At 61.3% G+C, this 13,795-nt stretch carries 14 protein-coding genes; 4 read left to right on the top strand and 10 right to left on the bottom strand.

The window, feature by feature from the left end:
* Positions 1 to 4: 4 nt before the first annotated feature.
* The 7 genes from CN933_RS29565 to CN933_RS29595 all read right to left on the bottom strand — a co-directional run bounded on the left by CN933_RS29565 (position 5) and on the right by CN933_RS29595 (position 6,636).
* Positions 5 to 1,006, bottom strand: coding sequence for a type II secretion system F family protein (locus tag CN933_RS29565; protein ID WP_102763251.1), 1,002 nt, complete (start codon positions 1,004 to 1,006; stop codon positions 5 to 7).
* A 28-nt stretch (positions 1,007 to 1,034) separates the two neighbouring features.
* Positions 1,035 to 2,462, bottom strand: a complete 1,428-nt coding sequence (locus tag CN933_RS29570) for a TadA family conjugal transfer-associated ATPase (protein WP_245425219.1) — start codon at positions 2,460 to 2,462, stop codon at positions 1,035 to 1,037.
* 127 nt (positions 2,463 to 2,589) lie between these two features.
* Positions 2,590 to 2,766 (bottom strand): Flp family type IVb pilin, encoded by a 177-nt coding sequence (locus CN933_RS29575; RefSeq protein ID WP_102763253.1) that lies wholly within the window; start codon positions 2,764 to 2,766, stop codon positions 2,590 to 2,592.
* A gap of 335 nt (positions 2,767 to 3,101) precedes the next feature.
* Positions 3,102 to 3,527: a TadE/TadG family type IV pilus assembly protein gene (locus tag CN933_RS29580; protein ID WP_102763254.1), complete on the bottom strand. Its 426-nt coding sequence runs from the start codon at positions 3,525 to 3,527 to the stop codon at positions 3,102 to 3,104.
* Complete coding sequence (locus CN933_RS29585) at positions 3,524 to 5,266, bottom strand: AAA family ATPase (RefSeq protein ID WP_102763255.1); 1,743 nt, start codon at positions 5,264 to 5,266, stop codon at positions 3,524 to 3,526. The genes CN933_RS29580 and CN933_RS29585 overlap by 4 nt, the downstream gene beginning before the upstream one ends.
* Positions 5,267 to 5,288: 22 nt before the next feature.
* Positions 5,289 to 6,080: a Flp pilus assembly protein CpaB gene (cpaB, locus tag CN933_RS29590; protein ID WP_102763256.1), complete on the bottom strand. Its 792-nt coding sequence runs from the start codon at positions 6,078 to 6,080 to the stop codon at positions 5,289 to 5,291.
* A 43-nt stretch (positions 6,081 to 6,123) separates the two neighbouring features.
* Positions 6,124 to 6,636, bottom strand: coding sequence for an A24 family peptidase (locus CN933_RS29595; protein WP_102763257.1), 513 nt, complete (start codon positions 6,634 to 6,636; stop codon positions 6,124 to 6,126).
* A 260-nt stretch (positions 6,637 to 6,896) separates the two neighbouring features.
* Here CN933_RS29595 and CN933_RS29600 point away from each other — a divergent pair, with 260 nt between their 5' ends.
* Both CN933_RS29600 and CN933_RS29605 read left to right on the top strand, forming a co-directional pair.
* Complete coding sequence (locus tag CN933_RS29600) at positions 6,897 to 8,192, top strand: pilus assembly protein TadG-related protein (protein WP_102763258.1); 1,296 nt, start codon at positions 6,897 to 6,899, stop codon at positions 8,190 to 8,192.
* Positions 8,193 to 8,279: 87 nt separating this feature from the next.
* The gene (locus CN933_RS29605; protein ID WP_102763259.1) at positions 8,280 to 8,792 is read left to right on the top strand and encodes a pilus assembly protein N-terminal domain-containing protein; all 513 of its coding nucleotides are present in this window, start codon (positions 8,280 to 8,282) and stop codon (positions 8,790 to 8,792) included.
* Positions 8,793 to 8,831: 39 nt separating this feature from the next.
* On the opposite strand, the gene CN933_RS29610 is transcribed toward CN933_RS29605, so the two are convergent.
* The 3 genes from CN933_RS29610 to CN933_RS29620 all read right to left on the bottom strand — a co-directional run bounded on the left by CN933_RS29610 (position 8,832) and on the right by CN933_RS29620 (position 12,398).
* A complete protein-coding gene (locus CN933_RS29610; protein WP_522954422.1) occupies positions 8,832 to 10,115 on the bottom strand; it encodes a mechanosensitive ion channel family protein in 1,284 nt (427 codons plus the stop codon).
* 100 nt (positions 10,116 to 10,215) lie between these two features.
* The gene (locus CN933_RS29615; RefSeq protein WP_180980848.1) at positions 10,216 to 11,979 is read right to left on the bottom strand and encodes an adenylate/guanylate cyclase domain-containing protein; all 1,764 of its coding nucleotides are present in this window, start codon (positions 11,977 to 11,979) and stop codon (positions 10,216 to 10,218) included.
* A gap of 116 nt (positions 11,980 to 12,095) precedes the next feature.
* Entirely contained in the window at positions 12,096 to 12,398 is a 303-nt protein-coding gene (locus tag CN933_RS29620; protein WP_102763262.1) for a hypothetical protein, read from the bottom strand.
* A 552-nt stretch (positions 12,399 to 12,950) separates the two neighbouring features.
* Here CN933_RS29620 and tnpA point away from each other — a divergent pair.
* Both tnpA and tnpB read left to right on the top strand, forming a co-directional pair.
* Entirely contained in the window at positions 12,951 to 13,400 is a 450-nt protein-coding gene (tnpA, locus tag CN933_RS29630) for an IS66-like element accessory protein TnpA (protein ID WP_102763264.1), read from the top strand.
* Complete coding sequence (tnpB, locus tag CN933_RS29635; protein ID WP_102763265.1) at positions 13,381 to 13,701, top strand: IS66 family insertion sequence element accessory protein TnpB; 321 nt, start codon at positions 13,381 to 13,383, stop codon at positions 13,699 to 13,701. Before tnpA ends, tnpB begins: the two co-directional genes overlap by 20 nt.
* Positions 13,702 to 13,795 lie beyond the last annotated feature (94 nt).

A 13,795-nucleotide genomic window follows, 5' to 3' on the forward strand; every position in this document is an offset into this window, starting at 1 on the left:
GTTCTCAGAAGTCGAAGTTGATCATCTTGCGCATGACGAGGATGCCGATGCCCATCCACAGGCCGCAGCAAACGAGTACGATCTTGCCGATCGTCGTCGTGAACAGGAGCGTCATGTAGTCCGGGCTCGTGAAGTATACGGCGCCCGCGACGACGAACGGCAAAGCACCGATGATGCCGGCCGAGGACTTCGCCTCCGCGCTCATCGCCTTGATTTTGGCTTTCATCTTCTTGCGTTCTCGGAGCACCTTGGAAAGATTTCCGAGCGCTTCCGAGAGGCTGCCGCCGGTGCGGCTCTGAATGGCGACAACGATGGCAAAAAAGTTGGCTTCGGCAAGCGGCATGCGTTCGCTCATGCGCTTTACGGCCTCGTCCACCGGTATGCCCAGCGTCTGGTCCTGAACGATCGCGAGGAACTCGCCCTTGACCGGCTCCTGCGCTTCCGTGGCAATCACCCTCAGGCAATCCGGCATCGGCAGACCTGCCTTGAGCCCTCTGACGATGACGTCGACGGCGTTCGGAAACTCGGCAGCGAACCGGGCAAAGCGCGCATTGCGCTTGATGTTCACGTAGAGGTGCGGCAGGAGCAGACCGCCGGCGATCGCGAAACCGACCGACACCAGCGCACCGAGGCCCGCAACCATCAGCATCGCGACCCAGGTGACCAGCGCGGTGCCGGCACAGACGAGAAAATAGGCCTTGCGGGACCAATGAAGGCCGGACTGACGGAGCCTCGCCGAGAGCGTCACTTTGCCTTTGCGCGCATTCGCCTGGCGCTTCTCCTCTATCTCGCGCAGCGTCTTTTCCACCGACCGGCGGCGGTCGCGGCCATCCGTCTCGGCTGGTTCGCTTCGCTTGTCTTCCGCCCGCGCCGAAATGCGCTCGAATCTCTGGCGATAGGCGCTTGCCTTGGAGACACGCGGATAGAACGCCGCCATCATCACACCGCCTATGCTGGTGGATGCCAGGAGGAAGACGAAAACGGGAAACAGCAAAGAGGTTGCCATCTGTTTTGGCCCTTTGTCAGCGTTTAATTCAAGCGGCGGCCTTCATTTCCGCCGCGTCGAGGGCCGCGGCGAGCCGGGCCTCTTCGCCATAGTAGCGAGCGCGATCCCAGAATGCCGGCCGCCCTATGCCGGTCGAACGGTGTCGTCCGATGATGTTTCCCTTCTCGTCTTCGCCGAGGATGTCGTAGACGAAGAGGTCCTGCGTCGTGATCACGTCGCCTTCCATACCGAGCACTTCGGTGATGTGGGTGATCCGGCGCGAACCATCGCGAAGGCGCGCCGCCTGCACGATCACGTCGACCGACGAGACGAGCATCTCCCGGATCGTCTTGGCCGGCAGCGAGCTCCCGCCCATGGTGATCATCGCCTCGACGCGCGCCATCGCTTCGCGCGGAGAGTTGGCGTGGAGCGTTCCCATCGAACCGTCGTGACCGGTGTTCATCGCCTGCAGCAGGTCGAAGGCCTCGGGCCCGCGGACCTCGCCGACGATGATCCGCTCGGGCCTCATGCGCAGGCAGTTCTTCACGAGGTTGCGCATGGTGATCTCACCCTGCCCCTCGATGTTCGGCGGCCGCGTTTCGAGGCGCACGACATGCGGTTGCTGCAGTTGAAGCTCCGCCGCATCCTCGCAGGTGATGACGCGCTCGCCGTGCTCTATATAACCGGTCAGGCAGTTCAGAAGCGTTGTCTTGCCGGAGCCGGTACCGCCGGAAATGAGGACGTTGCAGCGCACGCGTCCGATGATCTTGAGAACCTCGGCACCCTCCGGCGAAATCGAGCCGAACCGGACCAGCTGGTCGAGGGTCAGCTTTTCCTTCTTGAACTTGCGGATCGTCAGCGTGGGGCCGTCGATTGCCAGCGGAGGCGCGATCACGTTGACACGGGAACCGTCGCCAAGACGCGCGTCGCAGATCGGGCTCGATTCGTCGACGCGCCGGCCAACCTGGCTGACGATGCGCTGACAGATATTGAGTAGCTGCTCGTTGTCGCGAAAACGGATTCCCGTCTCCTGCACGCGGCCATTCACCTCGATGAAGACCTGGTTTGCGCCATTGACCATGATGTCGGCGATGTCGTCGCGTGCGAGCAGGGGCTCGAGCGGCCCGTAACCCAGGATGTCGTTGCAGATGTCGCTGAGAAGATTGTTCTGCTCCGCCATCGAAATGCCGGCCTTCTTGGCCGCGACGATGTCGTTGACGATCGCTCCGATTTCCTTGCGCGCCTGCTCCCCATCCATGCCGGAGAGTGCTGCGACGTCGATCGTCGCGATGAGGGCGCTGAAGATTTCCTTCTTCAGAGCGTAATAATGTTCGGCCTTGTCGGCCTTTTCCGTACGGACCGCCGAAACTTCGTTCGGCTTCTGGCTCGGCTCCCGCAGCGGCTCGGCATTACCGGACGCCGGTTGAGCGGCCGCTTCGCGGGGCTTTTCTTCCAGGGGGGATTTCTTGCCGAACATTGGTGTCGCTCTGCTTGTTGAGGTCCGTGAGCGTTGCATGCGAAAGCGGAAGGCAATGCCTTCCGCTTCGCTTGGCGACCGACGGTTCTGATTAAGCGGCAGGCCCTGATTAAGCGGCAGGCCCGGATTAAGCGGCAGGGATGACGAGTCTGTCCGCTATCGCTTGGAACGCGGCCGTCACGTCGGTACCGACAAGCCCTACCGCACCGATGATGGCAACGGCGATAAGACCGGCGATCAGGCCGTATTCGATGGCGGTTGCGCCGGACTCATTGCGAGCAAAACGGGCGAGAAGATTTTTCATGGTTCGGTCCTTCAATGGGTTGGAGAAAGTGCCGAAACCAGGTTCGGCGTCACAGGGTTGGGCCGGGTTCTGCCTCGTGTCCCGCTTGCTGTGTGGCTCTTATATAGACTTTGTTAACCCTCTTGATCCATTCAGCCTGATGGCCGAGCCGGCGGAGCAAATGGCTCGTCCGGTTGGTCTAGTCCGATCGCCGAAACCGATATTTGCTTCAGCTTTTCACTGCGGCACGCCGCGGTTCACGGGTTATTCGGAGACCGATGCACCCGTATCCGAATAGCGATGGCCGCAGCCAATCGGGTCGTTGCAAACGCCCCGGGCCGCGCATGGAAATCCGGTCAACCGATCGGGATGCGCCGCGACAGGTTGAGGCTGACGGGGCTTTGGGCGAGACCGGGGACGACGAAGGTAAAGGGATAGCGGATCGACAGCACGCGGAAGGCTATGCCGTCCACCGTCTCCTTGCTGACGGCGATAGTGAGCAGCCTCGGGTCGCCGCTGTGAAAGCTCTCGCGCACCGCCCCGGCCAGCTTGGTCAGTGCTTCGCTGTCCGAAGCATCGCGCGCGATCTGCCCGATCAGCACCCGGCGGGCAGCAACATCGACGGCGTGCGACAGCTCGTTGCGCATGTAGAAGGCGCGGCCGAACTCGAGGATGCCGAAGACGAGCAGCAGCAAAGGCAGGCAGACGAGCGCGAATTCCACCGCCGTAGCGCCTGACTGACTGCGCAACAGGCGGCGAAGGATGGCGGGCGGAGCCCTCATTGGACCTGCACCTGCATGGAGGACCCGAGCTCGAATACGGGAAGTACCGCCGGCAGGGACATCGGCCGATAGGACTTTGCAGCCGCGAGCCGATAATACACGAATTGCGGTTTCGCGTTCGCGCAGGTCACCGTTCCGCATTGCGGCGCGGCCTCAGGGGCGACATCGGCATTTTCCGGGCAGGCGCAGTAGCGCTTCACTGCCGGCAGCGTGGCACTCGCCAGACGCGGGCTCTGGGCCAGGGTGGAAACGAGCACCTTTTGGACCTGCGCCGCGCCGGGATCGGCCAGGGCTGCCTGCGCACCGGCGCGCAGGACATGGTCGATCGTCATCCGCTCGTTGATCGCGAGACCGAGATCGGCCGTCGCCACGAGACCGAGAGCGAGGACCGGCGCGATCAGCGCGAATTCGACCGCCGAAGCACCGGCCTCGGAGGTCTTCATTTCGCCGGCCTTCTTGCTCAGCAAGGATGATGCCTTCGGTTTGCCGGGCTTAAACACTTTCTGCAGCAACGCCTTTAGCCCTTTTTGGCGGATTCGTCGCTCACGCGTCCCGCCGACCCGCCAGGCAAGCGCAACGATGGCCTTCCCGGCCTTGGAATCGGGCGCCGACTCGATAATCAGCCGGCCATTATTGGCCGCAGCGCCGAAGAGGGACGGGTCGAATGACAGCGAGACGCTTTCGTCAAGGCCTACGGCCGCCAGAAAATCCTTCTGTTTGATTTCCTGCAGTTTCGGGGTGCCGACCTTGTTGAGCACCAGACGGGGCGGCGGATCGTTGGGTCGCGCCTTCTTCAGGAAATCGATCAGGTTCTTGGCATTGCGCATGCAGGCAAGATCCGGCGTCGCGGTCACGACGATTTCGTCGGCCTCGAGCAGAACCTTCCGGGTCCACTGCGTGAGGATATGCGGCAGGTCGACGACGACATGCCACGAGCTCGAACGAGCGACGTCGAGGAGATGATCGACATCCTCCTCACGCAGATTGATGAACTTGTCGAGATCCGTGGTTGCCGGAAGCAGGTGCAGGCGATCCGTGTAGCTCACCGTCAGGCGTCGCAGCAGCACATCGTCGAGGCGTTCGGGACTCTGGAGCACATCCACCATGCCGTATTTTGCTTCGATATCGAAGTTCAGGCCGAGCGTACCGGACTGAAGGTCGAGATCCGCCAGAAGAACATCGGCATCCACCCGCTTGGACATGGCGTAGGCAACATTGTGCGCGAGCGTAGAGGAGCCGGTCCCCCCCTTGACACCAACGAATGCCACGATGCGCCCCAGCTTTTCCCCCATGGAATCGCGAAAGCAGCGGTGTACCGCCGCAACGAAATCCATCGGCTCGAGCGGCATGACGAGATAGTCGCTGACACCCGCGTCCAGAAGCTTCTTGTAGAGTCCCACATCGTTGGAGCGGCCGATGACGATGACCTTGGTGCCGGTGACGCACTCCATTGCGAGCGTCTCCAGGGTGGCCATCAGCCGGGCCTCGCCTTCGTCGCTTTCCACGACGACGAGGTTCGGCGATGTGACGCCGCCATAGAGCGCAGTCGCCTCTTTCATGCCTCCGGCCTTCACCGTCACGGTGGCGCGGGCCATCCGACGATCGATCGCCGCCGTGGCGACGGCATCTCTTACCGATTCCGACTGGCAGAAGACTGCGATATCCACCTTCGGAATGGGCAGCAGCGGGGGAGCCGTGGCTGGCAGCGGCGATCCTTTGATTTCGTCAGGCTGTTTCATCGTCAAGGGTTCCGTAAATGGATCAGCTGCCGTCGGAACGGGAGGGAACCTCCACCATCGACATACGTCCGCCGTTGAAGAAGCGCACTACGCCGCGTCTGGTTCCCTCGGACTCGACGACGGAGGCCTCGTGGTTGTCGGTGATCGCACGAAGTGCGAGCGAGACGGTGCCGGAAGCCTCGGCGGCCGCGACGGCTGCGATCTGTTCCGGATCCACTTCCAGCGTCGCGGTTTTGCCGATGACCGAGGTTCCATCGGCTGCCTGCGAGACGGTCTGATCGACTGCAAGGACGCGAATATTTGACAGGATCGCGCGGCTGACGACCTTGCCGGCGTCGCCGGAGGCGTCCGGGCGGGCGGCGGTGTGAACCACGTCGACGTGATCGTTCGGCAGGATAAATCCGCCGGCCGTGCTTTCGGCCGTGACGCGAACCGCGATCGCCCGCTTTCCCGAAGGCAGCAGACTCGACAGGTAACCCGTGCCGCGCTGCGCCAGCTTGTCTTCGCGAATGGGCTCACCCGCAACGAAGTCGCTCAGGGCCAAAGAACCTTTTAGCGCTGTCGTCGCGTCCGGGCGGGAGCTGCGGCTTATGAAGACAGGGGGGATTTCGCCCTCCCACGGCTGCCAGCGCAGGTGGCTCTCGTCGATCGCGGCACCGCGCTTGAACTCTGCGGCGGCCACGAGCACCTCCTGCGAAGGCGCTTCCCGAACCTCAGCAACCTCGACTGCGGGCTCGTCGCCGACGCCGAGCGCCAGCCAGGAGGCGGCTCCACCGGATGCCAGTGCGAGCAGGAGAATGACGATACGGATCATGGATTAAACCTCGTCTTGCGCAAGCGGACCGTGGCGCGGTCGATCAAAGAAGGGCGGAGCACCAGTGGCTTTCCGGCAGCAGCAAAAGGGCAGCCGGCGCCATTGCCGCGCCATAGGGAATGCCCGTCTCGCGGTCGAGAAGACGCCTCGCCCAGGCATTTTTCTTCAGGACGAGCGGCAGAGGCACCCGTCGAAGCTGAAGAAGCCCAACCGTCAGGGCCGCGCCGATCACCGACGTGTAGAGGATGAAGGGGAGCGCAAGGTCGGCGCCGAGCCAGAGCACGGCGACAGGCAGGAGTTTTGCGTCACCGCCGCCGATCCAGCCGGCAGCAAAGAGTACGAAAGTGCAAGCGAGCACGGCGGAGGCAACGAGAACGCTCGACGTAACCGTCGCGAGGTCCAGGCCTGCAGCGGGCGCAAGAAGGGCGAAGGCGACCACCAGGGAGACGACCAGGCGGTTGGATATGGTCATCGTCACCACGTCCCTGATGCCGGCGTAAGTCATCGCTCCGGCAAAGACAAAAAAGGCGAGCCAAGCTGCGGATGTCGAGATCATCTTCGATGCCTCATGCACAAGGGCCGACGGGCCGGTTGGAATGTCCGGAATGTGCCTATTAGGCCAAGAAATATCCATTCGACCTGATGGCCTAGGAACGCCTGGCAAGGCCTTCGATCCGGACTAGGCCGACTGGCCGAATCGCCGGCAGGCGGCGGGCGGGATATATCGTCCCATCGGAAAGCCCTGATGCATTTCTTCAAGGATATGCAGCGGTTTCAAGTAACGGCACGCAAAAACTTCGGCTTCGGGAAACGTGGATGAGCGAGAAAATTGACGCGATCGATGAAGTGAGCCGTTCGCCTCGGCGGCCAGGGGTCGCGCGGCGATTTCTGAAGGCGGAAGGCGGCGCCGTCGCGGTCATCGCTGCGGTGGCTTTTCCGGTCCTCGTCGGGGCGATGGGATTGGGGGCAGAAACGGGCTATTGGTATCTGGAAAAGCGTAAGCTGCAGCACGCTGCGGACGTATCGGCCTATGCCGCAGCCGTGCGCCATCGCGCAGGTGATCAACAATCCGCACTCGAGGCCGCCGCGCGCAGGGTCGCAGGCGGCTCGGGTTTTTCGCCGGGCGGCCTCGCCGTGTCCACGGCCCCGGGCTCTGCCAGTGGATCGAACAAGGTGACGGTCGAGTTGACCGAGACGCATCCCCGCTTGTTTTCTTCCGTGTTCGGTGCAGGAACCATTACGATGAAGGCACGCGCAGTCGCTCAGGTCACGGGCGGCTCGAAAGCCTGCGTGCTTGCCCTGTCGAACTCCGCATCGGGCGCGGTAACCGTAACCGGCTCGACGGATGTTCGATTGTCCGGTTGCAGCGTGGTCTCCAATTCAACTGCGGCCGACGCCTTTCTGATGAAGAACGGCAGCGCGCTCATGTCGACCGATTGCGTGTATACGGTCGGCGAAGCCGTAACCACGACAGGCCTCACGCTCACCGGCTGCAGCAAACCCGTCCAGCAGGTCCCACCGACGCCTGATCCCTTTGCATCCGTCGTCGAGCCGGACAAACTGCACATTCAGCAGCTTCCCTGCCGAGATCTGACCTATGTCTCGAACTCCACCTATGTCTTCGACCGGCTTGCAAGCGGGGTCGCGGCAATCCGTTTCTGCGGGGGAGTGGACATCAAGGGGACGATCACGCTGAAGCCTGGCCTCTATATCATAGACGGCGGCGAACTGACGATAACGGCCGGGGCAAAACTCACCGGCGACGGCGTCACGTTTTTCTTCGTCAATTCGGCGGCCGCCAATCTGCTCGGCAACGGCGACATCGATCTGACCGCTCCGACCAGCGGACCTTTTGCCGGCCTGCTGTTTTTCTCCAGTCGCAAAAGTGTCGGCGTAGTCCATCGGATAACAGGCAATTCCGAGTCGACGCTGGTTGGAAACCTCTACGCGCCGACGGGCCAAATCGACTTCACCGGAAACTCGAGCGTTTCGGGAGGATGTACGCAGATCATCGCCGATCAGGTAACCTTCACGGGAAATTCGACGATGGAGACCTGCGCCTCGCCGACGAAGGAGATCCTGGTCGGTCGAACGGTATCGCTCATCGAATGAACGAGCGGCCACTTCTTCGTAGCCGGCTGGAACGCAAGGGGACGTCCAGCCGTTGACTCCCACTGTCATCAAAGCAGGAGTTTTCCCATGTACAGGCGCTCAACAGGGGCCGTCTTGGTGCTGGCTATGTCAGCTCTGGTCAGGCCCGCCGCAGCGGACGAGCCAACAACGGCGATCGTTCCCGTTCAGCAACGAAGCATGGGAGCCGAAGGGGTGGAGCGGCTTGTCGTTGATTTTGCTAAGACCGTTGCGCTTCCTCGGCCTGCAAGCACAGTCATCATCGGCAATACAGGAATAGCGCAGGCAAGCCTCAGCGACGACAGAACCGTGATCCTCACCGGCAAGACACCCGGCTCCACGAACCTGATCGTGATCGACGCCGACGGTGCCGAAGTGGCCAACCTCATTCTGGATGTCGTCGCGGGTAGCGGTCGTCTGGTGACGGTTCATCAGGGCGTGCGCCGGGCAACCTTTACATGCGGAAGGCGCTGCGACCCGGTCCTGCTCGTCGGAGACGACGCCGACCATTTCAACGCCACGGCCGCGCAAATTACCGCGCGCAACGGCTTTTCCGCCCCTTCCCCGGACAATCAGCAGTGACGGCATCCTGGAGCGCCTGTCCGCCGGTCAGACCATAATCTATGCTCGCGGTGGCCGCTGAATCTCCACCGGCGTCTTCATGATGATTTCCCGATGCGGAAAGGGGATGGATATCCCCGCCTCTTTGAAGGCATCCCATAGTGCCATCAGAACTTGGCCGCGCACATTCGTCAGGCCGTTGGCCGGATCCGAGATCCAGAAGCGGAGGCGGAAATCCAGCGAGGAGGCACCAAAGGCGGTCATCCAGCAGACCGGCGCCTTGTAGGCATTGACGACGCGGGGAACGCTCGATGCCGTTCCGATGGCGATCCGTACCACCTCATGCGGATCGCTGTCGTAGGACGTGCCGAAATCGACATCGATCCGGACGTAGTCGCTGGAAAACGACCAGTTCACCACCTGCTGCGAGATGAAGTCCTCATTGGGGATGAGGTATTCCTTTTCGTCGCGGGTAATGACCGACACGAAACGTGCACGGAGGTCGCGGATGGACCCGAACGTGTCTCCAAGCGTGATTGTGTCGCCGGGCTTGATCGACTTGTCGAGCAGGATGATGATCCCGGAAATGAAATTGGACACGACCTTCTGCAGTCCGAAGCCCACGCCGACACCGACAGCACCCGAAAACACTGTCAACGCCGTGAGATCGATACCCGTCGCGGACAAGGCGACTGCACCGGCGATCATGATCAGAACGATCTTGATGACCTTGCTAATCAGCACTTTGAACGATGGCGAAAGGTCGCCGGAACGCTGAACCCAATGGGCAAGCACATTGCCGACGAGCACTGCGACCCAGATAAGGGCGACTGTCAGAACGACCGCCTTCAGAACGATCAGCAGTGAAAGACGCATCACGCCCAGATTGACGGCGGCAGCATCGAGCGCCGCCAGGACAGGGCCGTCAAGGCCGGTGGCATATACGGCGAGGTATCCCCAGCTTACGATCGCCACCAGGCGCGACAAGGTCGGGTTGCGGATGATCTTGGTCAGGACGGAAATTATGAACCAGGCGGCCGCGAGGGATAGCGCCGTAGAGACCAGCCATCGCTGCGACGGCCAGGTACCCTGTTTGAGAATGACGTTCGCAAGCCACAGCCATAGGACCAGAAAAAGCCATTTCAGGCGGCGCATGAAGGCGATGATAACGCGCAGCAGATCCGGGTTGCCCTTGATGCGCCGCGCCCTGGTTTCCATCGCCGGCTCGGTTCTGGATGCGACGAAGGAGGCGAAAACGTAGCCGGCGGCGATAATCCCGAGCTGGTAGAATGTCCATTCGCTGAGGACGAATGTCCTGAACCAGATTTCAAGCGGTCGAACCATCAGCATGAAATCCACGGCGGCGCCCTTTGAACTAGATCTGCAAACCCCCTGTTCCCAAAATGTTAGCAGGAAAACCGTTACACACTTTCCCGGAAGTGCTCTAGATGGAGACTCCCGCCTCGCGGAGTCCCTCCACCATCCGGTCCATCAGATGGGGATCTTGGTAGGGTAGAGATCGCCTCAGGTGATCGACGGAAAAGCTCGGATTGACCCCCAATATTTCCCGCCAATAGCCCCGCGCTTCTTCGTGCCGCCCGGTACGACCATAGAGGCAGGCAAGATAGAAGCGCGTCATGTCCGATCGGGGCGCAAGCATCAGCCGACGTTTGAAGGCGACCTCGGCCTCGTCAAAACGCCCGAGATTCAACAAGGCCCTCCCTTGGAAATGCAGTGACAGGTCGAATTGCGGATCCAACCGGTGGGCTCGTGTGTACAGCGTCAGGGCCTCTTCGTGCCGGCCCTGGAAATCCCGTATGGTGCCGAGTGCCGTATAGGCGTTGGCGGAATTGGGATCGAGTTCGATCGCTCGCTGTGCAGCGTGCTCCGCCTCGTCCAGACGCCGCATCCAGGAAAGGGCAAGCGCGAGTGTGTAATGGCCTTGCGGCTCGGTATCGTCGGTATCGATGGCCTTTTGGGCCAGTTCGCGCGCCTGTGTGAGATTGTCAGGCGTCGCGCCGTTCCACTGATTGATGAAGTCGGTCAAGGCAATGATCGAAAGCGAAGCATAGGCAGCCGCCATCCCTGGATCGATCTCGAGGACGCGGTGCAGCATGCGGCGGGCCTCCATGGACGACAGCGCGCTGAACTGCAGGATCGCCTGACGGGAGCGCACGAGCAGGTCATAGGCCTGCGGGTCGACCTTGCCGCGGCTCTCGCGCCGCTCCTCTTCGCCGGCCGTCAGCTTCACGCGTAGCGCGTTGACGATGGTGCGCGTCACCTCGTCCTGTACGGCGAAGATATCTTCAAGCCCGCGATCGTAGCGCTCGGCCCACAAATGGCCGCCGGTCGTACCGTCGATCATCTGGGCGTTGATGCGGATGCGATCGGCTGCCCTGCGTACGCTGCCTTCCAAGACGTAGCGTACACCGAGTTCCCGGCTCACCTTGCGGATGTCCGGCGTCTTGCCTTTGTAGGCGAAAGAGGAATTCCGGGCGATTACGAAAAGGCCGGAAACCTTCGAGAGATCGGTGATGATGTCTTCGGTGATGCCATCGGCGAAATAACCTTGTTCCGGGTCGCCGGACATGTTGTCGAATGGAAGGACGGCAATGGACGGCTTCGCCGGAAGCTGCGGGGGCGGTTCGGCAGCAATTTCATGGGGCTCGCTCGTGCGGTCGTTAGGCGACCAGGTCCAGATGTGCACCGGCCGCTCGATGTTCTTGACTTCATGATAACCGCTGTCGACGAAGTCGATGTCGGTGCGACCATGCACATATTCATGAATTCCATCAGAAATCGCCACGCCGCCGGGATCGGCAAGCGCTTCGATACGGGCAGCTACATTGACCCCGTCGCCGAAAAGATCGCTGTCCTCAACCATGATGTCGCCGAGGTTGACACCGACGCGCAGTACGATGGCCCGGTCTTCCGGCAAGTCTCTGTTGGCAGCCGCCATCGCCTGCTGAAGTGCTGCAGCGCATTCGACGGCGTTGACCGCACTGCCGAATTCGACGAGCACGCCGTCGCCAGTCCTCTTAAAGACACGGCCCTGGTGAATGCCGACGAGCGGCTCCAGCACCTCTTTCCACCGAGCCATAAGCAATGTGTGCGTGCTTTTTTCGTCCCGCTCCATGAGCCGGCTGTAACCGACCGCGTCAGCGGCCAGAATGGCTGCAAGCCGACGTGTGATGGGTTCTTTGGCCATAGGCAATGGCGCCTTCCTAGTGCCCGCGGATCAAAAATACTGCCGTCAATTCGACGGTTCGCGCATTGATGCGCTCTCGCGTCAAACATGCAGAACCACTTCGCGAGGAGCAGAAATCAGACTTGCTCCAAAAGTGCCCGTGCGAGCTCTTCCCATTCTTTATCGACCGTCAAGGTCGACGGTGCGGTACCGCATCGGCGATACCAATATTCGGCGTTCGATTGATCACCTTCCTTGCGATGGAGATAGGCATGCACACGCATGCCCGCGCTATCCTCGTGCTCCTGCGCGCGTTCGTGCGCCTTGTCCCAATCGCCCTTTCCATCCCACCACAGCGCCTGCAGCGCATGGCTTAGACCGGCGGGCGGCTGTGTCTTGGCAAGCGAATCTCGGAAAACCTGCAAATCCAAATCGTCCATCCTCGTGAAACCGAACTCCGATAATACGCTCGCCCAGGCCCGAGCGGTAGCGTGCATCGGGCGATATTCGGAGTACGCCTACCTTGCCGGGAGGATCGAAATCGGGCGCCGCATGCAATCCCGCTATCGCGCATCAAACGCGCAAGCATCTTCTTGAGGAGCAAGTTCTGTGCATGAAGCTGTTCCGCCAGCAGCCTCCTGAGCCGCCCGTCTGCGTCAAGGGCAGCGAGCTCATCGAGGGAGATCCACGCCGTTCGGCGCCGCGGCATTCCTGACGGCGCACCAATACAGTCCTTTCCGCGCGCTTCAACTCCTCCACGTGCGAGGCGGCTCTATGCCTCACGCGCCAACTCGCTTGCCTTTCGCGAGGTGACGGCAGGGAAGCGGCAGCGCAATATTTTGCCGGCGTGGCCGGCATTCTGGCTGCTGCCGGCCGACGGCACCTGGCCGCCGGAACTGGATGTGATCGAAAGTAAGCGCGAATTTCCCCGCACCTTTTGTAATTGAGTGAGCTTTGGCATGAGGTGTCCACCTAAAAGAGGTGGACACCAAATGATGGAAGAAGGTCAAAAACTTGTCGTGCGGCTCGTTGGTCGGAATGGACGACGCCGGTTCGATCAGGCATCGAAAGACCGTCTTATTGCGGCCTGCCTTGAACCTGGCGCATCAGTATCGAAACTTGCGCTCGAACACGGGGTCAACGCGAACCTCGTTTGGAAATGGATAAGGAAACACACCCAGGCCCCTCCATTCCCGCCGTCTTCGACATCGGCTTTTCTTCCGGTTCAGATCACCGCGGCGAGCAGCAAGTTCGCGTTGGAGATGCCTGCCACGGATGGTGAAGAGCTGCCGCCGAAGGCACAGAGGATCGGGCCGCTGTCCTCTCCAGCGAAGGTGAGCGCATCACTGCCGAACGGCGTGAGGCTGACGCTGGAATGCGGTGATGCGAATGCGTTGGCGGCGATAATCGGAGCGTTGGGTGATGTTCAAGCTGGGCGCTGACCTTCAGGTCTACCTGCATCGCGAGCCGATCGACTTTCGGGCCGGCATCAACAGTCTTGCGGTCCTGGTTCAGGAGACGATGGCACTCGATCCATTTGCGCCGGCGGTTTTTGCGTTCTGCAATCGCCGTCGCGACCGGATGAAACTGTTGTTCTTCGATCGGTCGGGTTTTGTGCTGGTGCTGAAGCGGCTGGCCGAGGACAAGTTCCGCTGGCCCCGGCGTCAGGAGACGGTGATGCGGCTGACGACAGAGCAATTGCACTGGATTCTCGAAGGCCTACAGAAATATCCCTGCTTGTGAGTCTGACGAATCATCACCGGACAAGATCGAGGTGCTGGATCCGAGCCATCCGTTATTTGGACGCTCCTTTAATGTGATCCGTAAGGTAGGACGC

It is taken from the genome of Sinorhizobium sp. M4_45 (assembly GCF_002885915.1).
Classification (GTDB): domain Bacteria; phylum Pseudomonadota; class Alphaproteobacteria; order Rhizobiales; family Rhizobiaceae; genus Sinorhizobium; species Sinorhizobium meliloti_A.

Coding starts and splice junctions, on each gene's coding strand:
- CN933_RS29610 (WP_522954422.1), bottom strand. CDS start 10,115: ATGGTTCGACCGCTTGAAATCTGGTTCAGGACATTCGTCCTCAGCGAA.
- CN933_RS29615 (WP_180980848.1), bottom strand. CDS start 11,979: ATGGCCAAAGAACCCATCACACGTCGGCTTGCAGCCATTCTGGCCGCT.
- CN933_RS29585 (WP_102763255.1), bottom strand. CDS start 5,266: ATGAAACAGCCTGACGAAATCAAAGGATCGCCGCTGCCAGCCACGGCT.
- CN933_RS29595 (WP_102763257.1), bottom strand. CDS start 6,636: ATGATCTCGACATCCGCAGCTTGGCTCGCCTTTTTTGTCTTTGCCGGA.
- cpaB (WP_102763256.1), bottom strand. CDS start 6,080: ATGATCCGTATCGTCATTCTCCTGCTCGCACTGGCATCCGGTGGAGCC.
- CN933_RS29620 (WP_102763262.1), bottom strand. CDS start 12,398: ATGGACGATTTGGATTTGCAGGTTTTCCGAGATTCGCTTGCCAAGACA.
- CN933_RS29580 (WP_102763254.1), bottom strand. CDS start 3,527: ATGAGGGCTCCGCCCGCCATCCTTCGCCGCCTGTTGCGCAGTCAGTCA.
- tnpA (WP_102763264.1), top strand. CDS start 12,951: ATGATGGAAGAAGGTCAAAAACTTGTCGTGCGGCTCGTTGGTCGGAAT.
- CN933_RS29575 (WP_102763253.1), bottom strand. CDS start 2,766: ATGAAAAATCTTCTCGCCCGTTTTGCTCGCAATGAGTCCGGCGCAACC.
- CN933_RS29565 (WP_102763251.1), bottom strand. CDS start 1,006: ATGGCAACCTCTTTGCTGTTTCCCGTTTTCGTCTTCCTCCTGGCATCC.
- CN933_RS29570 (WP_245425219.1), bottom strand. CDS start 2,462: ATGTTCGGCAAGAAATCCCCCCTGGAAGAAAAGCCCCGCGAAGCGGCC.
- CN933_RS29605 (WP_102763259.1), top strand. CDS start 8,280: ATGTACAGGCGCTCAACAGGGGCCGTCTTGGTGCTGGCTATGTCAGCT.
- CN933_RS29600 (WP_102763258.1), top strand. CDS start 6,897: ATGAGCGAGAAAATTGACGCGATCGATGAAGTGAGCCGTTCGCCTCGG.
- tnpB (WP_102763265.1), top strand. CDS start 13,381: ATGTTCAAGCTGGGCGCTGACCTTCAGGTCTACCTGCATCGCGAGCCG.